Source organism: Klebsiella grimontii (assembly GCF_042137965.1).
Taxonomy (GTDB): domain Bacteria; phylum Pseudomonadota; class Gammaproteobacteria; order Enterobacterales; family Enterobacteriaceae; genus Klebsiella; species Klebsiella grimontii.
The window spans coordinates 1,548,723-1,568,961 of the sequence record NZ_CP169721.1; the positions used below are offsets into that span (position 1 = coordinate 1,548,723).

General features: G+C 55.6%; 25 protein-coding genes. 18 read left to right on the forward strand and 7 right to left on the reverse strand.

The genetic code is table 11. The features are described from left to right. Positions 1 to 13 precede the first annotated feature (13 nt). The 10 genes from folC to hisP all read left to right on the forward strand — a co-directional run bounded on the left by folC (position 14) and on the right by hisP (position 9,267). Positions 14 to 1,282, forward strand: a complete 1,269-nt coding sequence (gene folC / locus ACE3MN_RS07490) for a bifunctional tetrahydrofolate synthase/dihydrofolate synthase (protein WP_024359287.1) — start codon at positions 14 to 16, stop codon at positions 1,280 to 1,282. Next, positions 1,272 to 1,961: a cell division protein DedD gene (gene dedD / locus ACE3MN_RS07495; RefSeq protein ID WP_004870885.1), complete on the forward strand. Its 690-nt coding sequence runs from the start codon at positions 1,272 to 1,274 to the stop codon at positions 1,959 to 1,961. Before folC ends, dedD begins: the two co-directional genes overlap by 11 nt. 199 nt (positions 1,962 to 2,160) lie before the next feature. Continuing rightward, positions 2,161 to 2,649 carry a colicin V production protein gene (cvpA, locus tag ACE3MN_RS07500; protein ID WP_004104143.1) on the forward strand — a complete coding sequence of 163 codons (489 nt, stop codon included), beginning with the start codon at positions 2,161 to 2,163 and terminating at the stop codon, positions 2,647 to 2,649. A gap of 33 nt (positions 2,650 to 2,682) precedes the next feature. Beyond that, entirely contained in the window at positions 2,683 to 4,200 is a 1,518-nt protein-coding gene (gene purF / locus ACE3MN_RS07505; RefSeq protein ID WP_004123211.1) for an amidophosphoribosyltransferase, read from the forward strand. Positions 4,201 to 4,336: 136 nt separating this feature from the next. Continuing rightward, positions 4,337 to 4,906 (forward strand): UbiX family flavin prenyltransferase, encoded by a 570-nt coding sequence (locus ACE3MN_RS07510; RefSeq protein WP_049088439.1) that lies wholly within the window; start codon positions 4,337 to 4,339, stop codon positions 4,904 to 4,906. Between the two features lie 291 nt (positions 4,907 to 5,197). Further along, positions 5,198 to 5,980: a lysine/arginine/ornithine ABC transporter substrate-binding protein ArgT gene (gene argT / locus ACE3MN_RS07515; protein ID WP_049131203.1), complete on the forward strand. Its 783-nt coding sequence runs from the start codon at positions 5,198 to 5,200 to the stop codon at positions 5,978 to 5,980. A 257-nt stretch (positions 5,981 to 6,237) separates the two neighbouring features. Continuing rightward, positions 6,238 to 7,020 (forward strand): histidine ABC transporter substrate-binding protein HisJ, encoded by a 783-nt coding sequence (gene hisJ, locus ACE3MN_RS07520; RefSeq protein ID WP_004123203.1) that lies wholly within the window; start codon positions 6,238 to 6,240, stop codon positions 7,018 to 7,020. A gap of 66 nt (positions 7,021 to 7,086) precedes the next feature. Next, complete coding sequence (locus tag ACE3MN_RS07525; RefSeq protein ID WP_004123199.1) at positions 7,087 to 7,773, forward strand: histidine ABC transporter permease HisQ; 687 nt, start codon at positions 7,087 to 7,089, stop codon at positions 7,771 to 7,773. Beyond that, positions 7,770 to 8,486, forward strand: a complete 717-nt coding sequence (gene hisM / locus ACE3MN_RS07530; RefSeq protein ID WP_004870894.1) for a histidine ABC transporter permease HisM — start codon at positions 7,770 to 7,772, stop codon at positions 8,484 to 8,486. Before ACE3MN_RS07525 ends, hisM begins: the two co-directional genes overlap by 4 nt. A 7-nt stretch (positions 8,487 to 8,493) precedes the next feature. After that, positions 8,494 to 9,267, forward strand: coding sequence for a histidine ABC transporter ATP-binding protein HisP (hisP, locus tag ACE3MN_RS07535; protein ID WP_004123193.1), 774 nt, complete (start codon positions 8,494 to 8,496; stop codon positions 9,265 to 9,267). Positions 9,268 to 9,308: 41 nt separating this feature from the next. Here hisP and ACE3MN_RS07540 read toward each other — a convergent pair whose 3' ends face one another. The 6 genes from ACE3MN_RS07540 to yfcG form a co-directional block, all read right to left on the reverse strand. Continuing rightward, positions 9,309 to 9,806 (reverse strand): GNAT family N-acetyltransferase, encoded by a 498-nt coding sequence (locus tag ACE3MN_RS07540; RefSeq protein WP_074192168.1) that lies wholly within the window; start codon positions 9,804 to 9,806, stop codon positions 9,309 to 9,311. 56 nt (positions 9,807 to 9,862) lie between these two features. Further along, complete coding sequence (locus tag ACE3MN_RS07545) at positions 9,863 to 10,429, reverse strand: hypothetical protein (protein WP_049088443.1); 567 nt, start codon at positions 10,427 to 10,429, stop codon at positions 9,863 to 9,865. Positions 10,430 to 10,432: 3 nt separating this feature from the next. After that, on the reverse strand, positions 10,433 to 10,687 hold the full coding sequence (locus ACE3MN_RS07550; protein WP_024359276.1) for a hypothetical protein: 255 nt from the start codon (positions 10,685 to 10,687) through the stop codon (positions 10,433 to 10,435). 217 nt (positions 10,688 to 10,904) lie between these two features. Then, positions 10,905 to 11,798, reverse strand: coding sequence for a TIGR01777 family oxidoreductase (locus tag ACE3MN_RS07555; RefSeq protein WP_024359275.1), 894 nt, complete (start codon positions 11,796 to 11,798; stop codon positions 10,905 to 10,907). A 23-nt stretch (positions 11,799 to 11,821) separates the two neighbouring features. After that, on the reverse strand, positions 11,822 to 12,184 hold the full coding sequence (folX, locus tag ACE3MN_RS07560; RefSeq protein ID WP_004104107.1) for a dihydroneopterin triphosphate 2'-epimerase: 363 nt from the start codon (positions 12,182 to 12,184) through the stop codon (positions 11,822 to 11,824). Positions 12,185 to 12,249: 65 nt separating this feature from the next. After that, on the reverse strand, positions 12,250 to 12,879 hold the full coding sequence (gene yfcG, locus ACE3MN_RS07565) for a GSH-dependent disulfide bond oxidoreductase (RefSeq protein ID WP_049087139.1): 630 nt from the start codon (positions 12,877 to 12,879) through the stop codon (positions 12,250 to 12,252). Positions 12,880 to 13,087: 208 nt separating this feature from the next. On the opposite strand from yfcG, the gene yfcF reads away from it, so the two are divergent. Genes yfcF through yfcD form a run of 3 tightly spaced genes read left to right on the forward strand, consistent with a single transcriptional unit; the run spans position 13,088 to position 14,953 of the window. Continuing rightward, positions 13,088 to 13,732, forward strand: a complete 645-nt coding sequence (gene yfcF, locus ACE3MN_RS07570; RefSeq protein WP_049087140.1) for a glutathione transferase — start codon at positions 13,088 to 13,090, stop codon at positions 13,730 to 13,732. A gap of 56 nt (positions 13,733 to 13,788) precedes the next feature. After that, positions 13,789 to 14,340: a phosphodiesterase gene (gene yfcE, locus ACE3MN_RS07575; RefSeq protein ID WP_004123174.1), complete on the forward strand. Its 552-nt coding sequence runs from the start codon at positions 13,789 to 13,791 to the stop codon at positions 14,338 to 14,340. A gap of 58 nt (positions 14,341 to 14,398) precedes the next feature. Then, positions 14,399 to 14,953 (forward strand): NUDIX hydrolase YfcD, encoded by a 555-nt coding sequence (gene yfcD, locus ACE3MN_RS07580; protein ID WP_004852867.1) that lies wholly within the window; start codon positions 14,399 to 14,401, stop codon positions 14,951 to 14,953. A gap of 2 nt (positions 14,954 to 14,955) precedes the next feature. On the opposite strand, the gene ACE3MN_RS07585 is transcribed toward yfcD, so the two are convergent. Further along, complete coding sequence (locus tag ACE3MN_RS07585) at positions 14,956 to 15,975, reverse strand: LacI family DNA-binding transcriptional regulator (protein ID WP_004870912.1); 1,020 nt, start codon at positions 15,973 to 15,975, stop codon at positions 14,956 to 14,958. Between the two features lie 236 nt (positions 15,976 to 16,211). Between ACE3MN_RS07585 and ACE3MN_RS07590 the strand changes: the two genes are divergently transcribed. The 5 genes from ACE3MN_RS07590 (at position 16,212) to ACE3MN_RS07610 (ending at position 20,193) form a co-directional block, all read left to right on the forward strand. Beyond that, positions 16,212 to 16,655: a PTS sugar transporter subunit IIA gene (locus ACE3MN_RS07590; protein WP_004870914.1), complete on the forward strand. Its 444-nt coding sequence runs from the start codon at positions 16,212 to 16,214 to the stop codon at positions 16,653 to 16,655. A gap of 80 nt (positions 16,656 to 16,735) precedes the next feature. Then, complete coding sequence (locus tag ACE3MN_RS07595; RefSeq protein WP_004870916.1) at positions 16,736 to 17,008, forward strand: PTS sugar transporter subunit IIB; 273 nt, start codon at positions 16,736 to 16,738, stop codon at positions 17,006 to 17,008. A gap of 20 nt (positions 17,009 to 17,028) precedes the next feature. Then, positions 17,029 to 18,420: a PTS ascorbate transporter subunit IIC gene (locus ACE3MN_RS07600; RefSeq protein ID WP_024359272.1), complete on the forward strand. Its 1,392-nt coding sequence runs from the start codon at positions 17,029 to 17,031 to the stop codon at positions 18,418 to 18,420. Next, positions 18,417 to 19,247 carry a transketolase gene (locus ACE3MN_RS07605; protein ID WP_004870920.1) on the forward strand — a complete coding sequence of 277 codons (831 nt, stop codon included), beginning with the start codon at positions 18,417 to 18,419 and terminating at the stop codon, positions 19,245 to 19,247. Before ACE3MN_RS07600 ends, ACE3MN_RS07605 begins: the two co-directional genes overlap by 4 nt. Next, on the forward strand, positions 19,240 to 20,193 hold the full coding sequence (locus tag ACE3MN_RS07610) for a transketolase family protein (RefSeq protein ID WP_004870922.1): 954 nt from the start codon (positions 19,240 to 19,242) through the stop codon (positions 20,191 to 20,193). The genes ACE3MN_RS07605 and ACE3MN_RS07610 overlap by 8 nt, the downstream gene beginning before the upstream one ends. The last annotated feature ends 46 nt before the right edge of the window (positions 20,194 to 20,239 follow it).

The following is a 20,239-nucleotide window of genomic DNA, read 5'->3' on the forward strand; positions in this document are numbered from 1 at the left end:
CTTGCCGGACATCATGGAAAAACAACCTATTCCTCAGGCCGCGTCGCCCCTGGCTACGTGGCTTTCTTATCTGGAGCATCTGCACAGCAAAACTATCGATCTCGGCCTGGCGCGCGTCAGCGAGGTCGCGAAGCGGATGGCGGTATTAAAACCGGCGCCGTTTGTCTTCACGGTGGCGGGAACCAACGGTAAAGGCACTACCTGCCGTACCCTGGAGTCGGCGCTGATGGCGGCGGGCTACAAGGTTGGAGTTTACAGTTCGCCGCATCTGGTACGCTACACCGAGCGGGTGCGCGTGCAGGGCGAGGAGCTGACGGAGCTGGCGCACACTACCTCTTTTGCCGAAATTGAAGCCGCGCGCGGTGAGATTTCCCTGAGCTATTTTGAGTTCGGCACGCTTTCCGCGCTGTGGCTGTTTCAGCAGGCGCGGCTGGATGTGGTGATTCTTGAGGTGGGCCTGGGCGGCCGCCTGGATGCGACCAATATCGTCGATGCCGACGTGGCGGTGGTGACCAGTATCGCCCTCGATCATACTGACTGGCTGGGGCCGGATCGCGAAAGCATCGGCCGCGAAAAGGCGGGTATTTTCCGCGCCGGCAAAGCGGCCATCGTCGGTGAACCCGATATGCCGTTGACCATGGCTCAGGTGGCGGATGAAAAAGGGGCGCGGCTCCTGCGCCGTGACGTTGACTGGCGGTACGAGGCCGGGGAACAAGGCTGGTCTTTCTACGATCGGCAGGGGGCGTTGACCGACCTGCCGCTGCCGCAGGTTCCGATGCCGAATGCGGCTACGGCGATTGCGGCCTTGCGCGCCAGCGGGCTTAAGGTTAGCGAGCAGGCGATTCGCGACGGCGTACAACACGCGATGCTGCCGGGGCGATTCCAGATAATCAGCGAGGCTCCCCGGACGATCCTTGATGTTGCCCATAACCCGCATGCGGCGGCATATCTCGCGGGGCGTCTCAGAACCTTATCGAAAACGGGGCGCGTGCTGGCGGTTATTGGTATGCTGCATGACAAGGATATCGCAGGTACGCTGGCAAATCTGCAGACGGAAGTTGACGACTGGTACTGCGCGCCGCTGGAAGGGCCGCGTGGAGCCACGGCGGAGCAGCTGCTGGAACATTTGCGCACAGGCAAAGTCTATATTAGCGTCGCGCAGGCGTGGCATGCCGCGATGGCGGACGCCAGACCTGAAGATACGGTGCTGGTATGTGGTTCATTCCACACGGTGGCGCATGTAATGGAAGAAATAGACGCGGGGAGAATCGGTGGCGAGTAAGTTTCAGAACCGTTTAGTCGGGACGATTGTGCTGGTGGCGCTGGGGGTGATTATCCTGCCAGGGCTGCTGGATGGTCAGAAAAAACATTATCAGGATGAGTTTGCCGCGATCCCGCTGGTGCCAAAGCCGGGGGATCGCGATGAGCCGGATATGTTACCTGCAGCGACTCAGGCGCTGCCTTCGCAGCCTCCGGAAGGGGCGGCGGAAGAGGTGCGAGCAGGCGATGCCGCTGCGCCATCGCTGGATCCGTCGCGAATACCGGTGAACAACAACAGTTTTGATGTGGTCCAGGAGCCGGTTGTGACGCCGAAGCCGCAGCCGAAACCTCAGCCGAAGCCTCAGCCTAAGCCGGTAGAGAAACCGCAGACGCAGCAGGTTACGGCGCAGACGCCGCCGCCTAAACCGCAGCAGCAGGCTGAAATTCCGGCACCGACCGGCAAAGCTTATGTTGTGCAGCTGGGCGCGCTGAAGAACGCCGATAAGGTCAACGAAATTGTTGGTAAGCTGCGCGCTTCCGGCTTTAAAGTTTACACGTCGCCTTCGACGCCGGTGCAGGGTAAAATCACCCGTATCCTCGTGGGGCCGGATACTTCGAAGGATAAGCTGAAAGGCCAGCTTGGCGAGCTGAAGCAGATTTCAGGACTTAGCGGCGTGGTCATGGGCTACAGCCCGAACTAACTCTCTCTTTTTTAAAGGAGTAGAGGGCCGGAACCCCTGTCTGACGCGCCCTGAAGAGGCGAAAGGCAGTATGGCGTTGAATGTTTTTTCAGCGCCATTTTTATTTCTGTAGGGCATGGAAATCCCTACGCAAACGTTTTCTTTTTCTGTTAGAATGCGCCCCGAACCGGACGACAGGGCATAAAATCGTGGGACGTATATGGTCTGGATTGATTACGCCATAATTGCGGTGATTGGTTTTTCCTCACTGGTTAGCCTGATCCGCGGCTTTGTTCGTGAAGCTTTATCGCTGGTAACCTGGGGATGCGCTTTCTTTGTTGCCAGTCATTACTACACTTACCTGGCTGTCTGGTTCACGGGCTTTGAAGACGAACTGGTCCGAAATGGGATTGCTATCGCGATACTGTTTATCGCAACGCTTATCGTCGGCGCTATCGTTAACTTTGTGATAGGTCAGCTGGTGGAAAAAACCGGCCTGTCGGGAACCGACAGGGTGTTAGGGATCTGCTTTGGCGCCCTGCGCGGGGTGTTAATCGTCTCAGCGATTCTGTTCTTTCTCGATAGCTTTACCGGTATGGCGAAAAGCGAAGACTGGCAAAAGTCTGAGCTTATCCCGCAGTTCAGTTTCGTTATCAGATGGTTTTTTGACTATCTGCAGAGCTCGTCAAGTTTCTTGCCCAAAGCATAAGCGTTGGGATGTAGCTTAACGAGGAAAAGACGTATGTGCGGTATTGTCGGTATCGCCGGTGTTATGCCGGTAAACCAGTCGATTTATGACGCGTTAACGGTGCTTCAGCATCGTGGCCAGGATGCCGCAGGCATCATCACTATTGATGCGAACAACTGTTTCCGTTTGCGTAAGGCGAACGGACTGGTGAGCGACGTTTTTGAAGCTCGCCATATGCAGCGTATGCAGGGCAATATGGGTATTGGTCACGTTCGTTACCCGACGGCGGGCAGCTCCAGCGCCTCCGAGGCACAGCCTTTTTACGTCAACTCGCCGTATGGCATCACGTTAGCGCACAACGGTAACCTGACTAACGCTCACGAGCTGCGTAAAAAGCTGTTTGAAGAAAAACGCCGCCATATCAACACCACCTCCGATTCTGAAATCCTGCTGAATATCTTCGCCAGCGAGCTGGACAACTTCCGCCACTATCCGCTGGAAGCAGACAACATTTTTGCGGCGATCGCTGCCACCAACCGCCAGATTCGAGGCGCTTACGCCTGCGTGGCGATGATTATCGGCCACGGCATGGTCGCCTTCCGCGACCCGAACGGCATCCGTCCGCTGGTGCTGGGCAAGCGCGATATCGGTGATGGCCGCACCGAGTATATGGTGGCTTCGGAAAGCGTGGCGCTGGATACGCTGGGCTTTGAGTTCCTGCGCGACGTGGCGCCTGGCGAAGCGGTGTACATCACCGAAAAAGGTCAGCTGTTCACTCGTCAATGCGCGGAGAACCCGGTCAGCAACCCGTGCCTGTTCGAATACGTCTACTTTGCGCGTCCGGACTCCTTCATCGATAAAATCTCCGTCTACAGCGCGCGCGTTAATATGGGCACCAAGCTGGGCGAGAAAATTGCCCGCGAGTGGGAAGATCTGGATATCGACGTGGTCATTCCTATCCCGGAAACCTCCTGCGATATCGCGCTGGAAATTGCCCGTATTCTCGACAAACCTTACCGCCAGGGGTTTGTTAAAAACCGCTACGTTGGCCGCACCTTTATCATGCCGGGCCAGCAGCTGCGCCGTAAGTCCGTGCGCCGTAAGCTTAACGCCAACCGCGCCGAGTTCCGCGATAAGAACGTGCTGCTGGTGGATGACTCCATCGTGCGCGGCACCACCTCTGAGCAGATTATTGAGATGGCGCGCGAAGCCGGGGCGAAGAAAGTGTATCTGGCCTCCGCGGCGCCGGAAATTCGCTTCCCGAACGTGTATGGCATCGATATGCCTACCGCCAACGAGCTGATTGCTCACGGGCGTGAAGTGGATGAGATTCGCCAGATCATCGGCGCCGATGGCCTGATTTTCCAGGATCTGGACGATCTGATTGACGCGGTGCGCGCTGAGAATCCGGATATTCAGCAGTTCGAATGCTCGGTGTTCAACGGTATCTACGTCACCAAAGATGTTGATCAGCAATATCTGGACTATCTCGATTCCCTGCGTAACGACGATGCGAAAGCGGTTCAGCTGCAAAACGAAGTTGAAAACTTAGAGATGCATAACGAAGGGTAATCCTTTGATTTGCTGAAAGCCCGCGGTCCGGAGACTGCGGGCTTTTTTATTTTCTCGCGCCAATTGCGGGTCCGCGGTTGCGTCGGGGGCTATAATCCGGCAAAGTCTGCGCCATCGTGGGAAAGGGGCAATCATCGTGAAGCGACTCATTATCGGCATTTCTGGCGCCAGCGGCGCAATCTACGGCGTGCGTTTGCTCCAGGTCTTGCGCGAGGTGCCTGATGTCGAAACCCATCTTATTTTAAGCCAGGCCGCGCGGCAGACGCTGGCGCTGGAGACGGATTTCTCCCTGCGGGAGGTGCAGGCGTTAGCCGATGTGGTGCACGATGCCCGCGATATCGCCGCCAGCATCTCTTCCGGCTCTTTTAAAACCGCGGGAATGGTCATTTTGCCGTGTTCGATGAAGACCCTTTCCGGCATTGTTCATAGCTATACCGATGGGCTATTGACCAGGGCGGCAGACGTGGTGCTCAAAGAGCGTCGCCCGCTGGTGCTGTGCGTAAGGGAAACGCCGTTCCACCTTGGCCACCTGCGTCTGCTGGTCCAGGCGGCGGAAATGGGCGCGGTGATTATGCCGCCGGTTCCCGCGTTTTATCATCGGCCAAAGACCCTTGATGACGTGATAAACCAAACGGTCAACCGCGTTATCGATCAGTTTGATATTTCTCTTCCTGAAGACCTCTTTACCCGCTGGCAGGGAGCGTAAAGCGCACTAAGATAGTGCGCTTTATTCACATCTGCATTGCCGCAGTGCAATTTTGTCGCCTCGATCAAATCCTCAACATTTAATTTGTTTTTTTGCGCTGTGACACTGCGGTTTATCCGTTATTGCTGGTATCTTCCCTTTTAAGACAAACTTGCAACCTTTATTTAACAAATTTAACGCCATTTCCAGCACGCACTGAGAAAATGGCATAAAACGTGCAAGATTTTGTCGGCAGCACAAATAACAAAATAACGCATCGCATAACAACATCACGACACTTAAGGGTAACCTATGAAGAAGACGGTCCTGGCTCTTTCTTTAATGATGGGCATTTGCAGCGCCTCCAGCGCGTTCGCCGCGCTGCCGCAGAGTATTCGCATTGGCACCGATGCCACCTACGCGCCTTTCTCTTCTAAGGATGCGAAAGGGGATTTCGTGGGTTTTGACATTGATTTGGGCAATGAGCTCTGTTCGCGTATTAAAGTAAAATGTAGCTGGGTTGGCAGCGATTTCGACTCCCTGATCCCGTCGCTGAAGGCCAAGAAAATCGACGCTATCATCTCTTCGTTGTCGATTACGGAAAAACGCCAACAGGAAATCGCCTTCTCTGACAAGCTCTACGCCGCCGACTCGCGCCTGATTGCCGCCAAAGGCTCGCCGATTCAGCCGACGCTGGAATCGCTGAAAGGCAAGCATGTCGGCGTGCTTCAGGGCTCTACCCAGGAGGCCTATGGTAATGAACGCTGGCGCAGCCACGGCGTCGATGTCGTGGCTTATCAGAACCAGGATTTGATTTACTCAGACCTCTCCGCTGGCCGCCTTGACGCCGCACTGCAGGATGAAGTGGCCGCGAGCGAAGGTTTCCTCAAGCAACCCGCCGGTAAAGATTTTGCGTTTGCCGGTCCTTCCGTTAAAGACAAAAAATTCTTCGGTGATGGTACCGGCATCGGCCTGCGTAAGGACGATAGCGAGCTGAAGGCCGCGTTTGATAAAGCGCTGGCTGACATGCGTAAAGACGGTACCTACGACAAAATGGCGAAGAAGTACTTCGACTTCAACGTTTACGGTGAGTAAGACGCCCGCTGGCCCGGACTCCGGGCCACGCGTATCTATTTCTGCCCATTATTGGTGCAACTGCGCTTTTTGCGGATCGCTTTGGTGCAAAGAATTCCGCACGGGATGTTAATAAGTGCATAGTTAAGCGTTTCTGATGCGAAAAAATTTGCTTCCCGGCGCGGAATGTTTTGCCTTACCGGGGCGAATAATGGCACGATAACTGCCGTAAGTACTTCTAATAAATCCGTTAGAATGACAGTCTGTTGAGGATAGTTATGAAAAAACTGGCGTTGTCTCTCTCTTTAGCGCTGGCCCTTTCCAGCGTTTCCACTGTATTCGCAGCCATTCCGCAAAAAGTCCGCATCGGCACCGATCCTACTTATGCCCCGTTCGAATCCAAGAATGCACAGGGTGAATTGGTTGGTTTTGACATCGATCTGGCAAAAGAGCTCTGTAAGCGCATCAATACGCAATGTACCTTCATTGAGAACCCGCTGGACGCGCTGATCCCGTCTTTAAAAGCGAAGAAAATCGATGCCATTATGTCTTCGCTTTCAATCACCGAAAAACGTCAGCAGGAAATTGCCTTCACCGACAAGCTTTACGCGGCGGATTCGCGCCTGGTCGTGAAAAAAGGCAGCGATATTACGCCAGACCTCGCGAAGCTGAAAGGTAAACGCGTTGGCGTTCTGCAGGGTACCACTCAGGAAACCTACGGCAACGAGCACTGGGCGCCGAAGGGTATTGAAATCGTTTCCTACCAGGGGCAGGACAATATTTATTCTGACCTGACCGCTGGACGTATCGATGCTGCGTTCCAGGATGAAGTCGCCGCCAGCGAAGGCTTCCTCAAACAGCCTATCGGCAAGGATTATCAGTTCGGCGGCCCGTCGATTAAAGACGAGAAGCTGTTCGGCGTCGGCACCGGTATGGGGCTGCGTAAAGAGGACAACGAACTGCGTGAAGCATTGAATAAAGCCTTTGCCGAGATGCGCCAGGACGGCACCTACGACAAGCTGGCGAAGAAATATTTCGATTTTAACGTGTACGGCGACTAATCATCCCGCGTACCCCATCGCGCGTGATTTCACGCGCGATGGTTGATGACAGACAGGGCAGACAGCATGCTGTACGGGTTTTCACAGGTTATATTTCAGGGCGCGCTGGTCACCCTTGAGCTGGCGTTAAGCTCGGTCGTTCTGGCGGTGCTTATCGGCCTGGCGGGCGCTGGGGCGAAACTTTCTAACAATCGTCCATTAGCGCTGATTTTTGAAGGCTATACCACTTTAATCCGTGGTGTACCCGATCTGGTGCTGATGCTGCTGATTTTCTACGGGCTGCAGATCGCGCTTAACAGCGTGACCGATGCGCTTGGCCTGGCGCAGTTTGATATTGACCCAATGGTGGCGGGTATCATCACGCTGGGCTTTATTTACGGCGCCTACTTTACCGAAACTTTTCGCGGCGCCTTCCTGGCGGTGCCGACGGGGCATATTGAAGCGGCGACGGCTTTCGGCTTTAGCGGCGGGCAAACTTTTCGTCGCATTCTGTTCCCGGCAATGATGCGCTATGCGCTGCCTGGAATAGGCAACAACTGGCAGGTGATCCTCAAAGCGACCGCGCTGGTCTCGCTGCTGGGGCTGGAGGATGTGGTCAAGGCAACCCAGCTGGCGGGTAAAAGCACCTGGGAGCCGTTCTACTTCGCCATCGTCTGCGGCCTGATTTATCTTGTATTTACAACGGTTTCCAATGGTGTGCTGCTGATGCTCGAACGCCGTTACTCTGTGGGCGTGAAGAGGGCTGACCTGTGATTGACATTATTCAGGAGTACTGGAAATCCCTGCTGTGGACCGATGGCTACCGCTTTACCGGCGTCGCGATTACGCTCTGGCTGCTGATCTCTTCCGTGGTGATGGGCGGCATCCTGGCGGTTTTCCTCGCGATAGGGCGAGTGTCGAGCAACAAATTTATCCAGTTCCCCATCTGGCTATTCACCTATATCTTTCGCGGCACGCCGCTGTACGTTCAGCTGCTGGTGTTCTATTCCGGGATGTATACGCTGGAAATCGTCAAAGGCACTGAACTACTGAACGCCTTCTTTCGCAGCGGGCTGAACTGTACGGTGCTAGCGCTGACGCTGAATACCTGCGCCTATACCACGGAGATTTTCGCCGGGGCGATTCGTTCAGTGCCGGCAGGCGAGATAGAGGCCGCCCGGGCGTACGGTTTTTCCTCGGTTAAAATGTATCGCTGCATTATCCTGCCTTCCGCGCTGCGTATCGCTCTGCCTGCGTACAGCAACGAAGTGATTCTGATGCTGCATTCCACCGCGCTGGCTTTTACCGCCACGGTGCCGGATCTGCTGAAAATTGCCCGCGATATTAACTCGGCAACCTACCAGCCGTTTACCGCCTTTGGTATTGCCGCAGTACTGTATTTAATTATCTCGTATGTGCTGATTAGCCTGTTCCGCAGGGCGGAAAAGCGCTGGCTCCAGCACATCAAACCTTCTTCGACGCACTGAGAACGCCATGTCCGACAATAAATTAAATGTAATCGATCTGCATAAACGTTACGGCGAGCATGAGGTACTGAAAGGCGTCTCACTGCGGGCGAAAGCCGGAGATGTGATCAGTATTATTGGTTCATCCGGCTCCGGTAAAAGTACCTTTTTGCGCTGCATTAACTTTCTTGAAAAGCCCAGCGAAGGGACGATCGTCGTTAACGGGCAAAACATTGGCCTGGTTCGCGATAAAGACGGTCAGTTAAAGGTTTCGGATAAGAACCAGCTGCGCCTGCTGCGTACCCGCCTGACGATGGTGTTCCAGCACTTCAATTTGTGGAGCCATATGACGGTGCTGGAAAACGTGATGGAAGCGCCGATTCAGGTGCTGGGCCTGAGCAAACAGGAAGCCCGCGATCGGGCGGTCAAATATCTGGCAAAAGTCGGTATTGACGAACGCCAGCAGATTAAATATCCGGTGCACCTCTCCGGCGGCCAGCAGCAGCGCGTTTCCATTGCCCGCGCGCTGGCGATGGAGCCCGACGTACTGCTGTTTGATGAACCGACGTCGGCGCTTGACCCTGAACTGGTGGGCGAAGTACTGCGTATTATGCAGCAGCTGGCGGAAGAGGGGAAAACCATGGTCGTGGTAACGCATGAAATGGGCTTTGCGCGCCATGTATCTTCGCATGTGATTTTCCTGCATCAGGGCAAGATTGAAGAAGAAGGGCACCCTGACGATGTTTTCGGCAATCCGAAAAGCCCGCGCCTGCAGCAGTTCCTGAAGGGCTCGTTAAAGTAATACTGTCTATGCCCCCGGCGGAATCTCCTCCGCCGGGACGGCTAGCGTTCCAGCCGATACACCCAGTCATCGTAATCCATTCCGTTCAAATGATACGCTTTTTCGAGCACCTGAATGCGGATAAAACCGTGTTTTTCCAGCAGGCGGGAAGAGCCAGCGTTATTGCCCAGCACCCAGGCATTTATCGCGTGAACGCCGAGCTGGTTAAAGCCGTAGTCGCAAATCGCTTTTAACGCTTCGCTGGCGTATCCCTTTCCCTGAGCATCGGGCAGGAGAGCGTATCCGACATCCGCTTCGTGCGGATTTTTACCGCTGATGCGCAGGCCGATATCGCCAACCGCCGCGCCGCTGGCGTCGCGCAGTACGAATACGCCAGGGTCAGCGCAGCGGGATTCAAACAGCGTCCGCAGCGCTGGCTCTTCAAGAACCTCGCCCATATAGCGCATCACTTCCGGGTCTCGCCGTAAGCGCAGGAAAAATGGCCAGTCGGATGCGTGAAACGGCGAGAGGCGCAGGCGCGGCGTAGTGAGTATTATCATCATGCAGTCCATAGAGGTGGATTATTCCGCCACCTTAACATCATAAAGCGCTGAGTCTAACCGACCCTCGGTGAAGCCCGGCGCTGATTTTCGAGCCCGCCGAGATAGCGCAGCACGGTGTTGCTCTCTTGCGTCGCCCTCAACTGCAGCGCCAGGTTGAGGTTGTCCAGCACCTCGGCGTGGGCGACCAGCGGTGAATCCCCGGCAAGCCGTCCCTCCATCACCAGCCAGCCGACGACGGTTTTCCAGCGCCACAGCGGCGAATTGCCTTTCACCCGCTGTACCGGCCCTGGAAACTGGCCCGAGCCTCGTGCGCCATCTTTCAATAAGGCGATGGCCTGTCGCGTCAGGCCGGTGAGTTCAGCAATATCGCTTAATCCAACCAGCGCGGAATCGACGGATTCGACCCGCGCATTCAGGGCCGGGGCGGATTCGATATTGGCAATCGCTGACAAAATGGCCTGTTCGAGAGAATCGCATTCGCGGTCGAACTCCAGATAGACCGCCGTTCCGTAAAAGCAGACCAGGGCATCAGCGCAGCCTGCCGCATGCAGCGCATCCTCTAGTCCCACGGTATGCGCGGTGACGCCGGAGAGGGTGAGCGTAAAGTTATACAGCGCCATGGTTTAATCCTTCTTGTGGTTAATCTGACCCGATACGGGTACCAGACAGCGATCGACCATGCGGATGATTTGCCTGGCATGGTGCATGGGCGCCGCCGGCGTTGACCAGATGCTCATCATGTGTTCCCGATGGTGGGCTGTTCCGCACATCAGTCGCCCAAAACAGTGCGCGCTTTTGCCGCCAGGGAGAAAAATCCAGCCGCGCGCCAGCGCGTAGTCAATAGCGGCTCTGATATGTTTATCCGGATGTTCCTTCATCAATGTGTCCTGCTAATACTGAATATAATGTTGACGGATGTCAACGGCTGGGTAAAGTTAAATCACACGCAGGGGTTATGACAGAGTGAAGGGGAGATCGCTGGAATGAGATTCACAGTTAAGACGCGACAGACGCGGTGGTTTTTACGCGTTGCGAGGAGGGTTCCACAAATAACAGAGCAGGGAGATCGCCGAGACCTCCCTGAAGGCCCCTGAACTATTTCAGGACATCGGCAAGGGCCTCTTCCAGATCGTACCAACGAAAGCCAAATCCGGCGGCTTCCAGGCGTTTTGGCAGCGCGCGCTGGCCGCCGAGTACCAGAACGGAAGATTCTCCCATCAGCAGGCGAATCGCCGCCGCCGGGACGCGGAAAATGGCGGGCCGATTCAACGCATGGCCCAGCGCGTGGGCGAACTGCTCGTTACGCACCGGGTAAGGGGAAACCATATTAAACGGCCCCCGCAGGTCGTTATCCAGCAGCCAGAGGATACCGTTGACCATGTCGTCAATGTGGATCCACGCCAGATATTGCCTTCCGCTACCGATAGGGCCGCCGAGGCCAAGTTTAAAAGCCGGCGTCATTTTGGCCAGAATGCCGCCGCGCGGCGCCAGCACCACGCCGGTACGCAGCAGGCAGACGCGGGTGCGATCGCTCTGTGCTTCACAGGCGATTTGCTCCCAGCGGGCGCAAAGCTTATGGGTAAACTCGTTGTGCGGCGGCTCTTCTTCGGTAACCACGACTTCACCGAGGTCGCCATAGTAACCGGTGGCGGAACCGCTTATCAGCACCGTGGGTGGCGTATCGCTGGCGTTGCACAGCTTGACCAGCTTTTGCGTGATATCCCAGCGGCTGTGGCAGAGACGTTGTTTCTGCTCCGCCGTCCAGCGTTTATCGGCGATCGGCTCGCCTGCCAGATTAATGACGGCATCAATGCCGTTGAGGTTCGCCTGATGCTCGAAATCGCGCCACAGGGTGACGCGTGGGTCGAGGCGGCTTTTGGCCTTTTCCGGGCTGCGCGTTGAAACCGTTACGTGATGCCCCAGCTCCAGTAGCCGGGGGATCAGATGTCGGCCTATCAGGCCGGTACCGCCAGTAAGCAGAACGTTCATAGCGCCTCCCTAAGATGATGCGCCTAACGCCGCCAGCTCATCGTCATGGATACCGAATCGGCGTAGCGCAGCGCATGCAGTTTATCGATCTCTACTTCAGCATAAGTGACCCAGTGATGTTCGCGTGCGATATCGAGCACATCCTGAGTTAATTTTTCCAGCAGAGAGAAGCGGTTATTCTCAATATGGCTAATAATACGCTTGGTGATGGTGCGGTAGTTCAGCGCATCGTTAATGTCTTCGCTGTTGCGTGATTTCTCCGCCGGATAATGGATAGCGACGTTAACCACCACGTCCTGGCGGTTGGCGATCTCTTCCTCTTTAATTCCGATAAAAGTACGCAGGCGCAGGTTCTTAATTCGAATAATGGCGTCTGGTTGAGACATTGCAGGCTTCCTCCGTGTAGTAATTTCCGCCATCATACATCAAAGCTTCCCGGGCGAGCAGGGGGTTAATGGGCTTCTGTTTTCAGCAGCGCTTCAACGGTGGCCGGGCGCTGGCGAATGCGCTCGAACCAGTTATGCACCGCCGGAAAACTGGCGAGGTCGATACGCTGGCGCTGATGGGCATTCACCCACGGCCAGCAGGCGATATCGGCGATGCTGTAGTGATTGCCGCCAAGCCAGGGGCTCTCGCCAAGGCGCCGATTGAGCACGCCATACAGACGCTGCGTTTCCACCTGATAGCGTTCAATGGCGTAGGGCACCGCCTGCGGAGCAAAGTGGTTGAAATGATGATTTTGCCCGAGCATCGGCCCTAACCCACCGACCTGCCAGAATAACCACTGTAGCGTAACGTGGCGTTCGCGGAGTTCGCCGCTCAGTAATTTGCCGGTTTTTTCAGCCAGATAAAGCAGGATCTCGCCGGACTCAAACAGGCTTAACGGGGCGCCGCCGTCGGCGGGAGCATCGTCAACGATCGCCGGGATCTTGTTGTTCGGTGAAATCGCCAGAAACGACGGTTGAAACTGCTCCCCCTTACTGATATCCACCCGGATCAGGCGGTAAGGCAGCTGCGCTTCTTCAAGGAAGAGCGTGATTTTGTGGCCATTGGGGGTGGGTGCGTAGTAAAGATCGATCATGAGAGTCCCTCGCCGTCACAGGTCGCAAACTTTTCGAGTATAGGTGAACTGGCATCATCCGGCAGGTTTGCCTCATTCTGGATGACTTTCGCCGATAGCGTACACCTCAGAGAAGTATGTAAGATCCTGAGGCTAGCGGTCAGTGACATCCTCTGAAAGACAGGATATGTTGGCGTATCGCCCCATTACATTAGCCATTGAGGATGCTATGAGCCAGCCCGCGATTACCCTGTGGTCCGACGCCGATTTTTTCTCGCCATATGTGATGTCCGTCTACGTTGCCCTGCAGGAAAAGAGCCTGCCTTTTACCCTAAAAACCGTCAACCTCGACAGCGGCGAGCATCTGCAAAGCGGCTGGAAAGGCTACAGCGCGACGCGACGCGTACCGCTGCTGGAGATCGGCGAGTTTTTTCTGAGCGAATCCTCCGCGATTACCGAATATCTGGACGAGCGCTTTGCGCCCCCGGAATGGGAGCGGCTTTATCCGCATGACCTGCAAAAGCGCGCGCGGGCGCGTCAGGTACAGGCCTGGCTGCGCAGCGATTTAATGCCGATCCGTGAAGAACGCTCAACGGACGTGGTCTTTGGCGGTGCAAAGAAGCCTCCGCTCAGCGACGCCGGGCAAAAAAGCGCCGCTAAGCTGTTTGAAACGGCTGGCGTACTGCTGTCCCACGGCGGGCAGAATCTATTTGGCGAGTGGTCCATTGCCGATACCGACCTGGCGCTGATGCTCAATCGACTGGTCCTTAACGGCGATGAGGTCCCCGCCGCGCTGGCGGATTACGCCGTCTTCCAGTGGCAGCGGGCGTCGGTACAGCGCTACGTCGCACTCTCAGCCAAACGCGCGGGCTGATAAGCTTCAGCGGTTCCGTTATCATAGACGCATCGTCATGCGTGGAGATAAATTGTATGAAGCTGATGTTTGCCTCGGATATCCACGGCTCTCTGCCTGCCGCTGAACGCGTGCTTGAGCTGTTCGCGCGCAGTGGGGCGCAGTGGCTGGTTATCCTCGGCGATGTGCTTAATCACGGGCCGCGTAACGCTCTTCCAGAAGGCTATGCCCCGGCCCAGGTCGCGGAAGCGCTCAATAGCGTGGCGGAGCGGGTGATTGCCGTACGCGGCAACTGCGACAGCGAAGTCGATCAGATGCTGCTCCATTTCCCCATTACCGCCCCCTGGCAGCAGGTTTTGAGCGAGCGAACCCGCCTGTTTCTGACCCATGGACATCTGTATAGCCCCGATAATTTGCCTCCCCTCGCCGCTGGCGATGTGCTGGCTTATGGTCATACTCATATTCCGGTTGCCGAGAAACGCGGTGAGATTTTCCTCTTCAACCCCGGCTCGGTCAGCATCCCTAAAGGGGGATTTACCGCCAGCTACGGTCTGCTGAACGAGGGGCAATTGCAGGTTTTAGCACTCGATGATAATCAGGTTATTGCAGAGGTCGCAATTTACCCGTAATTTACCCCTCAACCGTATAGACGCGCCGCAAGAGCGCTTTAAAAAGTAAGGTTTCCTGATGGCGGAACAGAATCATTTGGCAAGCACAGAATGGGTCGATATTGTTAATGAAAACAATGAGGTGATAGCACAGTCCAGCCGCGAACAAATGCGTGCGGAGTGTTTGCGTCATCGTGCGACCTACATTGTTGTTCATGATGGGATGGGCAAAATCCTGGTACAGCGCCGTACCGAAACAAAAGATTTCCAGCCTGGCATGCTGGACGCTACCGCCGGCGGCGTGGTGCAGGCTGACGAGCAAATGCTGGAGTCCGCGCGCCGGGAGGCGGAAGAAGAGCTCGGTATTGCCGGCGTGCCTTTTGCTGACCACGGGCAGTTTTACTACGAAGATAAACACTGCCGCGTCTGGGGCGGCCTGTTTAGCTGCGTCTCGCACGGGCCGTTCGCCCTGCAGGAAGAAGAAGTGAGCGAAGTGTGCTGGCTGACGCCGGAAGAGATCACCGCCCGCTGCGATGAGTTCACCCCGGATTCATTAAAAGCGCTGGCGCTGTGGATGACCCGCAATGCCAATAATGAGTCAGCAAAAAGCGAAAAGCAGGAAGAGGCCGAGTAGTTTTAACAGCTATCCCTCATGCATAAACTGGATGCGATGGGTCTTCTGTCGCTCCAGTTTCCCTCGCTAAGCCGCTCCAGAAGAGCACGGCCGGCTTCGATGCCAATCTTGTGATGCGGTACCGCCATCGTCGTTAACGGTGGCTGGCAGACCCGACTTACGTCACTATCCCCAAAGCCGACGACGGCTAAATCATCAGGAACTTTGATGCGCCGACGCTGGCATTCATACAGCGCTCCGCATGCCAGCTCATCGGAAACGCAGACCAGCGCATCGAGTTCCGGCCATGCCAGCAAAAACTCCGGCAGCTGTGAAGCGCCGGTGGAAAAGTTGGCGGGCAGCGCGGCGTTAATCACCCGGTTTGGCGACATGTGATGGCGCAGCATGGCTTTATACCATCCCTGTAAATGCTGCTGAAAAATCCACTGTTCCTGATTGGCGCACAGCAGACCGATATTCTGATAGCCGCGGTGGATAAGCATCTCCGTCAGCTCGAACATCGCCGCCACGTTATCAATGCCGATATTCATGTCGATAGGATCGGCGCGCATTGCGCCCATCTCCACCACCGGAATCGAGGCGTTCTGCAGCCAGTGGCGTACGGTATCGCTGTGCTCAACGCTCAGTAGAATGGCGGCGGCGATATTAGAAGCCAGCAGCGTTTCCAGTAGTTTCTCTTCCTGCTCCAGACGGTGCTGCGATTCCGCCAGCATGATTTGATATCCTGCCGGCTGTAATATCTGCTGAAGCCCGGCAAACATCGCCGAGCAGCCCGCTTCCGCAAGATTTGGCACCACCATGGCGATGGTTCGTGAGGAGGCTGACGCCAGCGCGCTGGCGGCAAGATTAGGCATGTACCCCAGCTCCTGCACCGCCGCTTCGATTTTTTCACGTAGCTTATCGGAAACTTGTTCCGGCGTGCGAAGGGCGCGGGACACGGTCATCGTTCCTACGCCAGCCAGTTGCGCAACGTCGGCGATCGTGACTTTACCGGTACTACGCCGTTTTCGGGTTAGAGACATACACATTCCTGCTAAACAGACGTTTTTTATTATCATCCATTACTTCACGTGTCAGGAGTATACGCCTTAAACGGGCCTTTTTGCTGCGTTTTGATGGGATGATTGCGAATTGATAGCGCTATCACAAATCTGAATGTTCAACGTTGGTAGCGCTATCTTTGTGATCGCTCTCGCAGATAACTCTTGGCTGCTTGCATAAAGTTTGCCCATCTTTTGCTAAAAGTGGGGGTGACAAAATGCTCAAAACATGGCTCTCGGATGCCACCATCATGCTGCGGCAGAGCGTGGAAACCTGGCCACAGGCGCTGGACATCTGTGCCCAACCGCTGCTCAAGGCCGGTGTGATAGAACCTGCGTACGTAAAGGCCATCGTGGAGCAGCATCAAAGGTTGGGGCCCTACTATGTACTGGCTCCGGGTCTGGCGATGCCGCACGCGCGACCGGAGGAGGGAGCGAAAGGCTTAGGTCTGTCGCTGCTGAAGCTGGGGCAGGGCGTGTCCTTTGGCTCGGAAGAGTTCGACCCGGTTGATATTGTCATTATGCTTGCGGCCCCGGATAAGCATAGCCATATCGAAACAATCTCTGCGCTGGCGGAATTATTTTCCAGCGATGAAGATATGAATAAATTACATCAGGCAACCAACCTGGAGGAGATAAAAACTATCATCGCGCGTTTCTGATTTAATTTTATTATCCGACTTATAACCCATTACGCACCTGCGTGATGCGGACGTACTCTACCCAAAAAAAGGTGATAACAATGAAAATTATGGCAATTTGCGGTTCTGGCCTGGGCAGTAGTTTTATGGTTGAGATGAATATTAAAAAGGTGCTGAAAAAGCTCGATATCGAGGCTGAGGTTGAGCACTCCGATCTGTCGTCGGCAACGCCGGGCGCGGCAGATTTATTCGTGATGGCAAAAGATATTGCCGCCAGCGCCAGCGTCCCGGAAAGCCAGCTGGTGGTGATTACCAACATCATCGATATTAACGAACTCGAAGCGCAGCTGCGCGCGTGGTTCGCCAGACAATAACTATTTATAGCGAGGTGGATATGTTTATCCTTGAAACGCTGAATTTTGTTGTTGATATACTCAAAGTACCCTCGGTACTGGTCGGTTTAATTGCCTTAATTGGTCTGGTAGCGCAAAAGAAATCTTTCTCCGATGTCGTCAAGGGAACCATTAAAACTATTCTGGGTTTTATTGTTCTCGGCGGCGGCGCGACGGTATTAGTCGGTTCGCTGAATCCGCTGGGGGGCATGTTTGAACACGCATTTAATATTCAGGGCATTATTCCTAATAACGAGGCGATTGTTTCTATTGCGCTGGAAAAATACGGTGCTTCAACCGCGCTTATAATGGCGTTCGGGATGGTAGCGAATATTGTAGTCGCCCGGTTTACGCGTCTGAAGTATATCTTCCTGACCGGCCACCACACCTTCTATATGGCCTGTATGATCGGCGTGATTCTTACCGTGGCGGGTTTTGAAGGTATCGGGCTGGTCTTTACCGGTTCCCTGATCCTCGGCCTGGTGATGGCGTTCTTCCCGGCGCTGGCCCAGCGCTATATGAAGCGTATTACCGGCACGGATGACATCGCTTTCGGCCACTTCGGCACCCTGGGCTATGTCCTTTCGGGATGGATCGGTAGCGTCTGCGGTAAAGGCTCGCGTTCAACCGAAGAGATGAACCTACCGAAAAACCTGAGCTTCCTGCGCGACAGCTCCATCTCCATTTCGCTGACCATGATGATTATCTATTTGATTATGGCGGTGAGCGCGGGGCGTGAATATGTTGAAAACACCTTCAGCGGCGGCCAGAACTACCTGGTATACGCCATCATCATGGCGATTACCTTCGCCGCCGGGGTGTTCATCATCCTGCAAGGGGTACGTCTGATCCTGGCGGAAATCGTCCCGGCCTTTACCGGATTTTCGGAGAAGCTGGTGCCTAATGCCCGTCCGGCGCTGGACTGCCCGGTGGTCTATCCCTATGCGCCCAATGCGGTACTGATTGGCTTCCTGTTCAGCTTCCTCGGCGGCCTGGTCGGGCTGTTCCTCTGCGGGCAGTTCAAGTGGGTGCTGATTCTGCCCGGCGTGGTGCCGCATTTCTTTACCGGCGCGACCGCCGGCGTATTTGGCAACGCCACCGGTGGGCGGCGCGGGGCGATGATCGGGGCGTTTGCCAACGGCCTGCTGATCACCTTCCTGCCGGTACTGCTGCTGCCGGTGCTGGGCGCGATTGGCTTTGCCAACACCACTTTCTCGGATGCGGATTTCGGCGCCGTCGGTATCGTGCTGGGTAACCTGGCCCGCTATTTGTCGCCGTTTGCCATTACCGGACTTGTGGTGGCGTTGTTCGTACTGCTGGTGGTGTACAACGTTTTTGCGAAAAAGAGATCTGCGGGCGGCGGCGCGCAGGAGAACAGCGGAGCTAAATCATGAATGTGAAAGAAGTGACCCAACTGGCGCGGGATATTCGCGTCGCCACCCTTAAATCGCTGACGGATCTCGGTTTCGGCCACTACGGCGGCAGTATGTCGGTTGTTGAGACGCTGGCGGTACTGTACGGCGCGGTGATGAAAATCGACCCCGCCGATCCGGACTGGCCCGAGCGCGACTACTTTGTGCTGTCGAAAGGTCATGCCGGCCCGGCGCTATACAGCACGTTAGCGATTAAGGGATATTTTCCGCTAGAGGAGCTGAGTACGCTAAACCAGAACGGTACGCGGCTGCCAAGCCACCCGGACCGGCTGAAAACGCGCGGGGTGGACGCCACTACCGGCTCGCTGGGACAGGGGATTTCCATCGCCGGCGGAATGGCGCTGTCGCATAAGCTGGCGGGGCGGGCGAATCGGGTGTTCTGCATCGTTGGCGACGGCGAGCTGAATGAAGGCCAGTGCTGGGAAGCGTTCCAGTTTATTGCCCATCATCGCCTGAATAATCTGACCGTGTTTGTTGACTGGAACAAGCTACAGCTTGACGGCAGGCTGGACGAGATCATTCGCGCCTTCAATCTGGAAGATAAATTCCGCGCCTTTGGTTTTGACGTCGTTACCGTCAAAGGCGATGACATCCCCGGACTGCTGGCGGCGGTGCAGCCCGTTCCTCCCGTCGATGCGCGCCCGCGGGTAGTCATTCTCGATAGCGTGAAAGGCCAGGGCGTGCCGTATCTCGAGAATCTCAGTAACAACCATCACTTGCGCCTGACGGACGAGATGAAAGAGACGCTAAACGAGACGATTCGCCAGCTGGAGGCCGAACATGATTAAAGTTGCACCTGCAGGACAAAAAGATGCCGTAGAGATGCGTAAAGTCTATGCCGGGTTTGTCGCGCAGCAGATTGAAGCCCATAGCCCGATTATCGCCCTGGAAGCGGATCTGATGAGCTCTATGGCGATGGACGGCGTTGCGCGGCAGCATCCACAGCACGTCATCAATTGCGGCATTATGGAAGCGAACGTGATCGGCACCGCAGCCGGGCTATCGTTGACCGGGCGCAAGCCGTTTGTCCATACCTTTACCGCTTTCGCCAGTCGCCGCTGCTTCGACCAGCTGTTTATGGCGCTGGACTATCAGCGGAATAACGTCAAAGTGATTGCCTCTGACGCGGGGGTGACCGCCTGTCATAACGGCGGAACCCATATGTCATTTGAAGATATGGGGATTGTGCGCGGCCTCGCGCATTCGGTGGTGCTGGAAGTGACCGATGCGGTGATGTTCGAGGATATCCTGCGGCAGCTTATCGATCTCGACGGTTTTTACTGGGTACGCACGATCCGCAAACAGGCGCCGAGCGTCTACGCGCCGGGTTCGACGTTCACGATTGGCAAAGGTAATGTGCTGCGCGAAGGTGACGACATCACCCTGATAGCCAACGGGATCATGGTGGCGGAAGCCCTTGAGGCAGCGCGTCAGCTTGAGCAGGAAGGGGTCAGCGCTGCGGTGATTGATATGTTTACCCTGAAGCCCATCGACCGCATGCTGGTGAAAAATTACGCCGAAAAAACCGGGCGTATCGTGACCTGTGAAAATCACAGTATTCATAACGGGCTGGGATCGGCGGTGGCGGAAGTGCTGGTGGAGACCTGCCCGGTTCCGATGCGTCGTGTGGGGGTGAAGGAGCGCTATGGCCAGGTGGGAACGCAGGACTTTCTGCAGAAGGAGTATGGCCTGACGGCGCATGATATTGTCTCGGCGGCGCGAGAGCTGCTGTAAATAAAAAGGCGACCGTGAGGTCGCCTTTTTTCATCCAGCGGGCAGA

Excerpts from the sequence above, each read along its gene's own strand:
- yfcG (WP_049087139.1), bottom strand. The coding sequence starts at position 12,879 with ATGATCGATCTTTACTACGCACCCACCCCCAATGGCCACAAAATCACG.
- folX (WP_004104107.1), bottom strand. The coding sequence starts at position 12,184 with ATGTCTCAACCAGACGCCATTATTCGAATTAAGAACCTGCGCCTGCGT.
- ACE3MN_RS07525 (WP_004123199.1), top strand. The coding sequence starts at position 7,087 with ATGCTGTACGGGTTTTCACAGGTTATATTTCAGGGCGCGCTGGTCACC.
- hisJ (WP_004123203.1), top strand. The coding sequence starts at position 6,238 with ATGAAAAAACTGGCGTTGTCTCTCTCTTTAGCGCTGGCCCTTTCCAGC.
- ACE3MN_RS07540 (WP_074192168.1), bottom strand. The coding sequence starts at position 9,806 with ATGATAATACTCACTACGCCGCGCCTGCGCCTCTCGCCGTTTCACGCA.
- ACE3MN_RS07550 (WP_024359276.1), bottom strand. The coding sequence starts at position 10,687 with ATGAAGGAACATCCGGATAAACATATCAGAGCCGCTATTGACTACGCG.
- ACE3MN_RS07595 (WP_004870916.1), top strand. The coding sequence starts at position 16,736 with ATGAAAATTATGGCAATTTGCGGTTCTGGCCTGGGCAGTAGTTTTATG.
- ACE3MN_RS07605 (WP_004870920.1), top strand. The coding sequence starts at position 18,417 with ATGAATGTGAAAGAAGTGACCCAACTGGCGCGGGATATTCGCGTCGCC.
- yfcF (WP_049087140.1), top strand. The coding sequence starts at position 13,088 with ATGAGCCAGCCCGCGATTACCCTGTGGTCCGACGCCGATTTTTTCTCG.
- yfcE (WP_004123174.1), top strand. The coding sequence starts at position 13,789 with ATGAAGCTGATGTTTGCCTCGGATATCCACGGCTCTCTGCCTGCCGCT.
- hisP (WP_004123193.1), top strand. The coding sequence starts at position 8,494 with ATGTCCGACAATAAATTAAATGTAATCGATCTGCATAAACGTTACGGC.
- ACE3MN_RS07555 (WP_024359275.1), bottom strand. The coding sequence starts at position 11,798 with ATGAACGTTCTGCTTACTGGCGGTACCGGCCTGATAGGCCGACATCTG.
- ACE3MN_RS07600 (WP_024359272.1), top strand. The coding sequence starts at position 17,029 with ATGTTTATCCTTGAAACGCTGAATTTTGTTGTTGATATACTCAAAGTA.
- folC (WP_024359287.1), top strand. The coding sequence starts at position 14 with ATGGAAAAACAACCTATTCCTCAGGCCGCGTCGCCCCTGGCTACGTGG.
- ACE3MN_RS07610 (WP_004870922.1), top strand. The coding sequence starts at position 19,240 with ATGATTAAAGTTGCACCTGCAGGACAAAAAGATGCCGTAGAGATGCGT.
- purF (WP_004123211.1), top strand. The coding sequence starts at position 2,683 with ATGTGCGGTATTGTCGGTATCGCCGGTGTTATGCCGGTAAACCAGTCG.
- ACE3MN_RS07590 (WP_004870914.1), top strand. The coding sequence starts at position 16,212 with ATGCTCAAAACATGGCTCTCGGATGCCACCATCATGCTGCGGCAGAGC.
- ACE3MN_RS07585 (WP_004870912.1), bottom strand. The coding sequence starts at position 15,975 with ATGTCTCTAACCCGAAAACGGCGTAGTACCGGTAAAGTCACGATCGCC.
- yfcD (WP_004852867.1), top strand. The coding sequence starts at position 14,399 with ATGGCGGAACAGAATCATTTGGCAAGCACAGAATGGGTCGATATTGTT.
- ACE3MN_RS07545 (WP_049088443.1), bottom strand. The coding sequence starts at position 10,429 with ATGGCGCTGTATAACTTTACGCTCACCCTCTCCGGCGTCACCGCGCAT.
- argT (WP_049131203.1), top strand. The coding sequence starts at position 5,198 with ATGAAGAAGACGGTCCTGGCTCTTTCTTTAATGATGGGCATTTGCAGC.
- cvpA (WP_004104143.1), top strand. The coding sequence starts at position 2,161 with ATGGTCTGGATTGATTACGCCATAATTGCGGTGATTGGTTTTTCCTCA.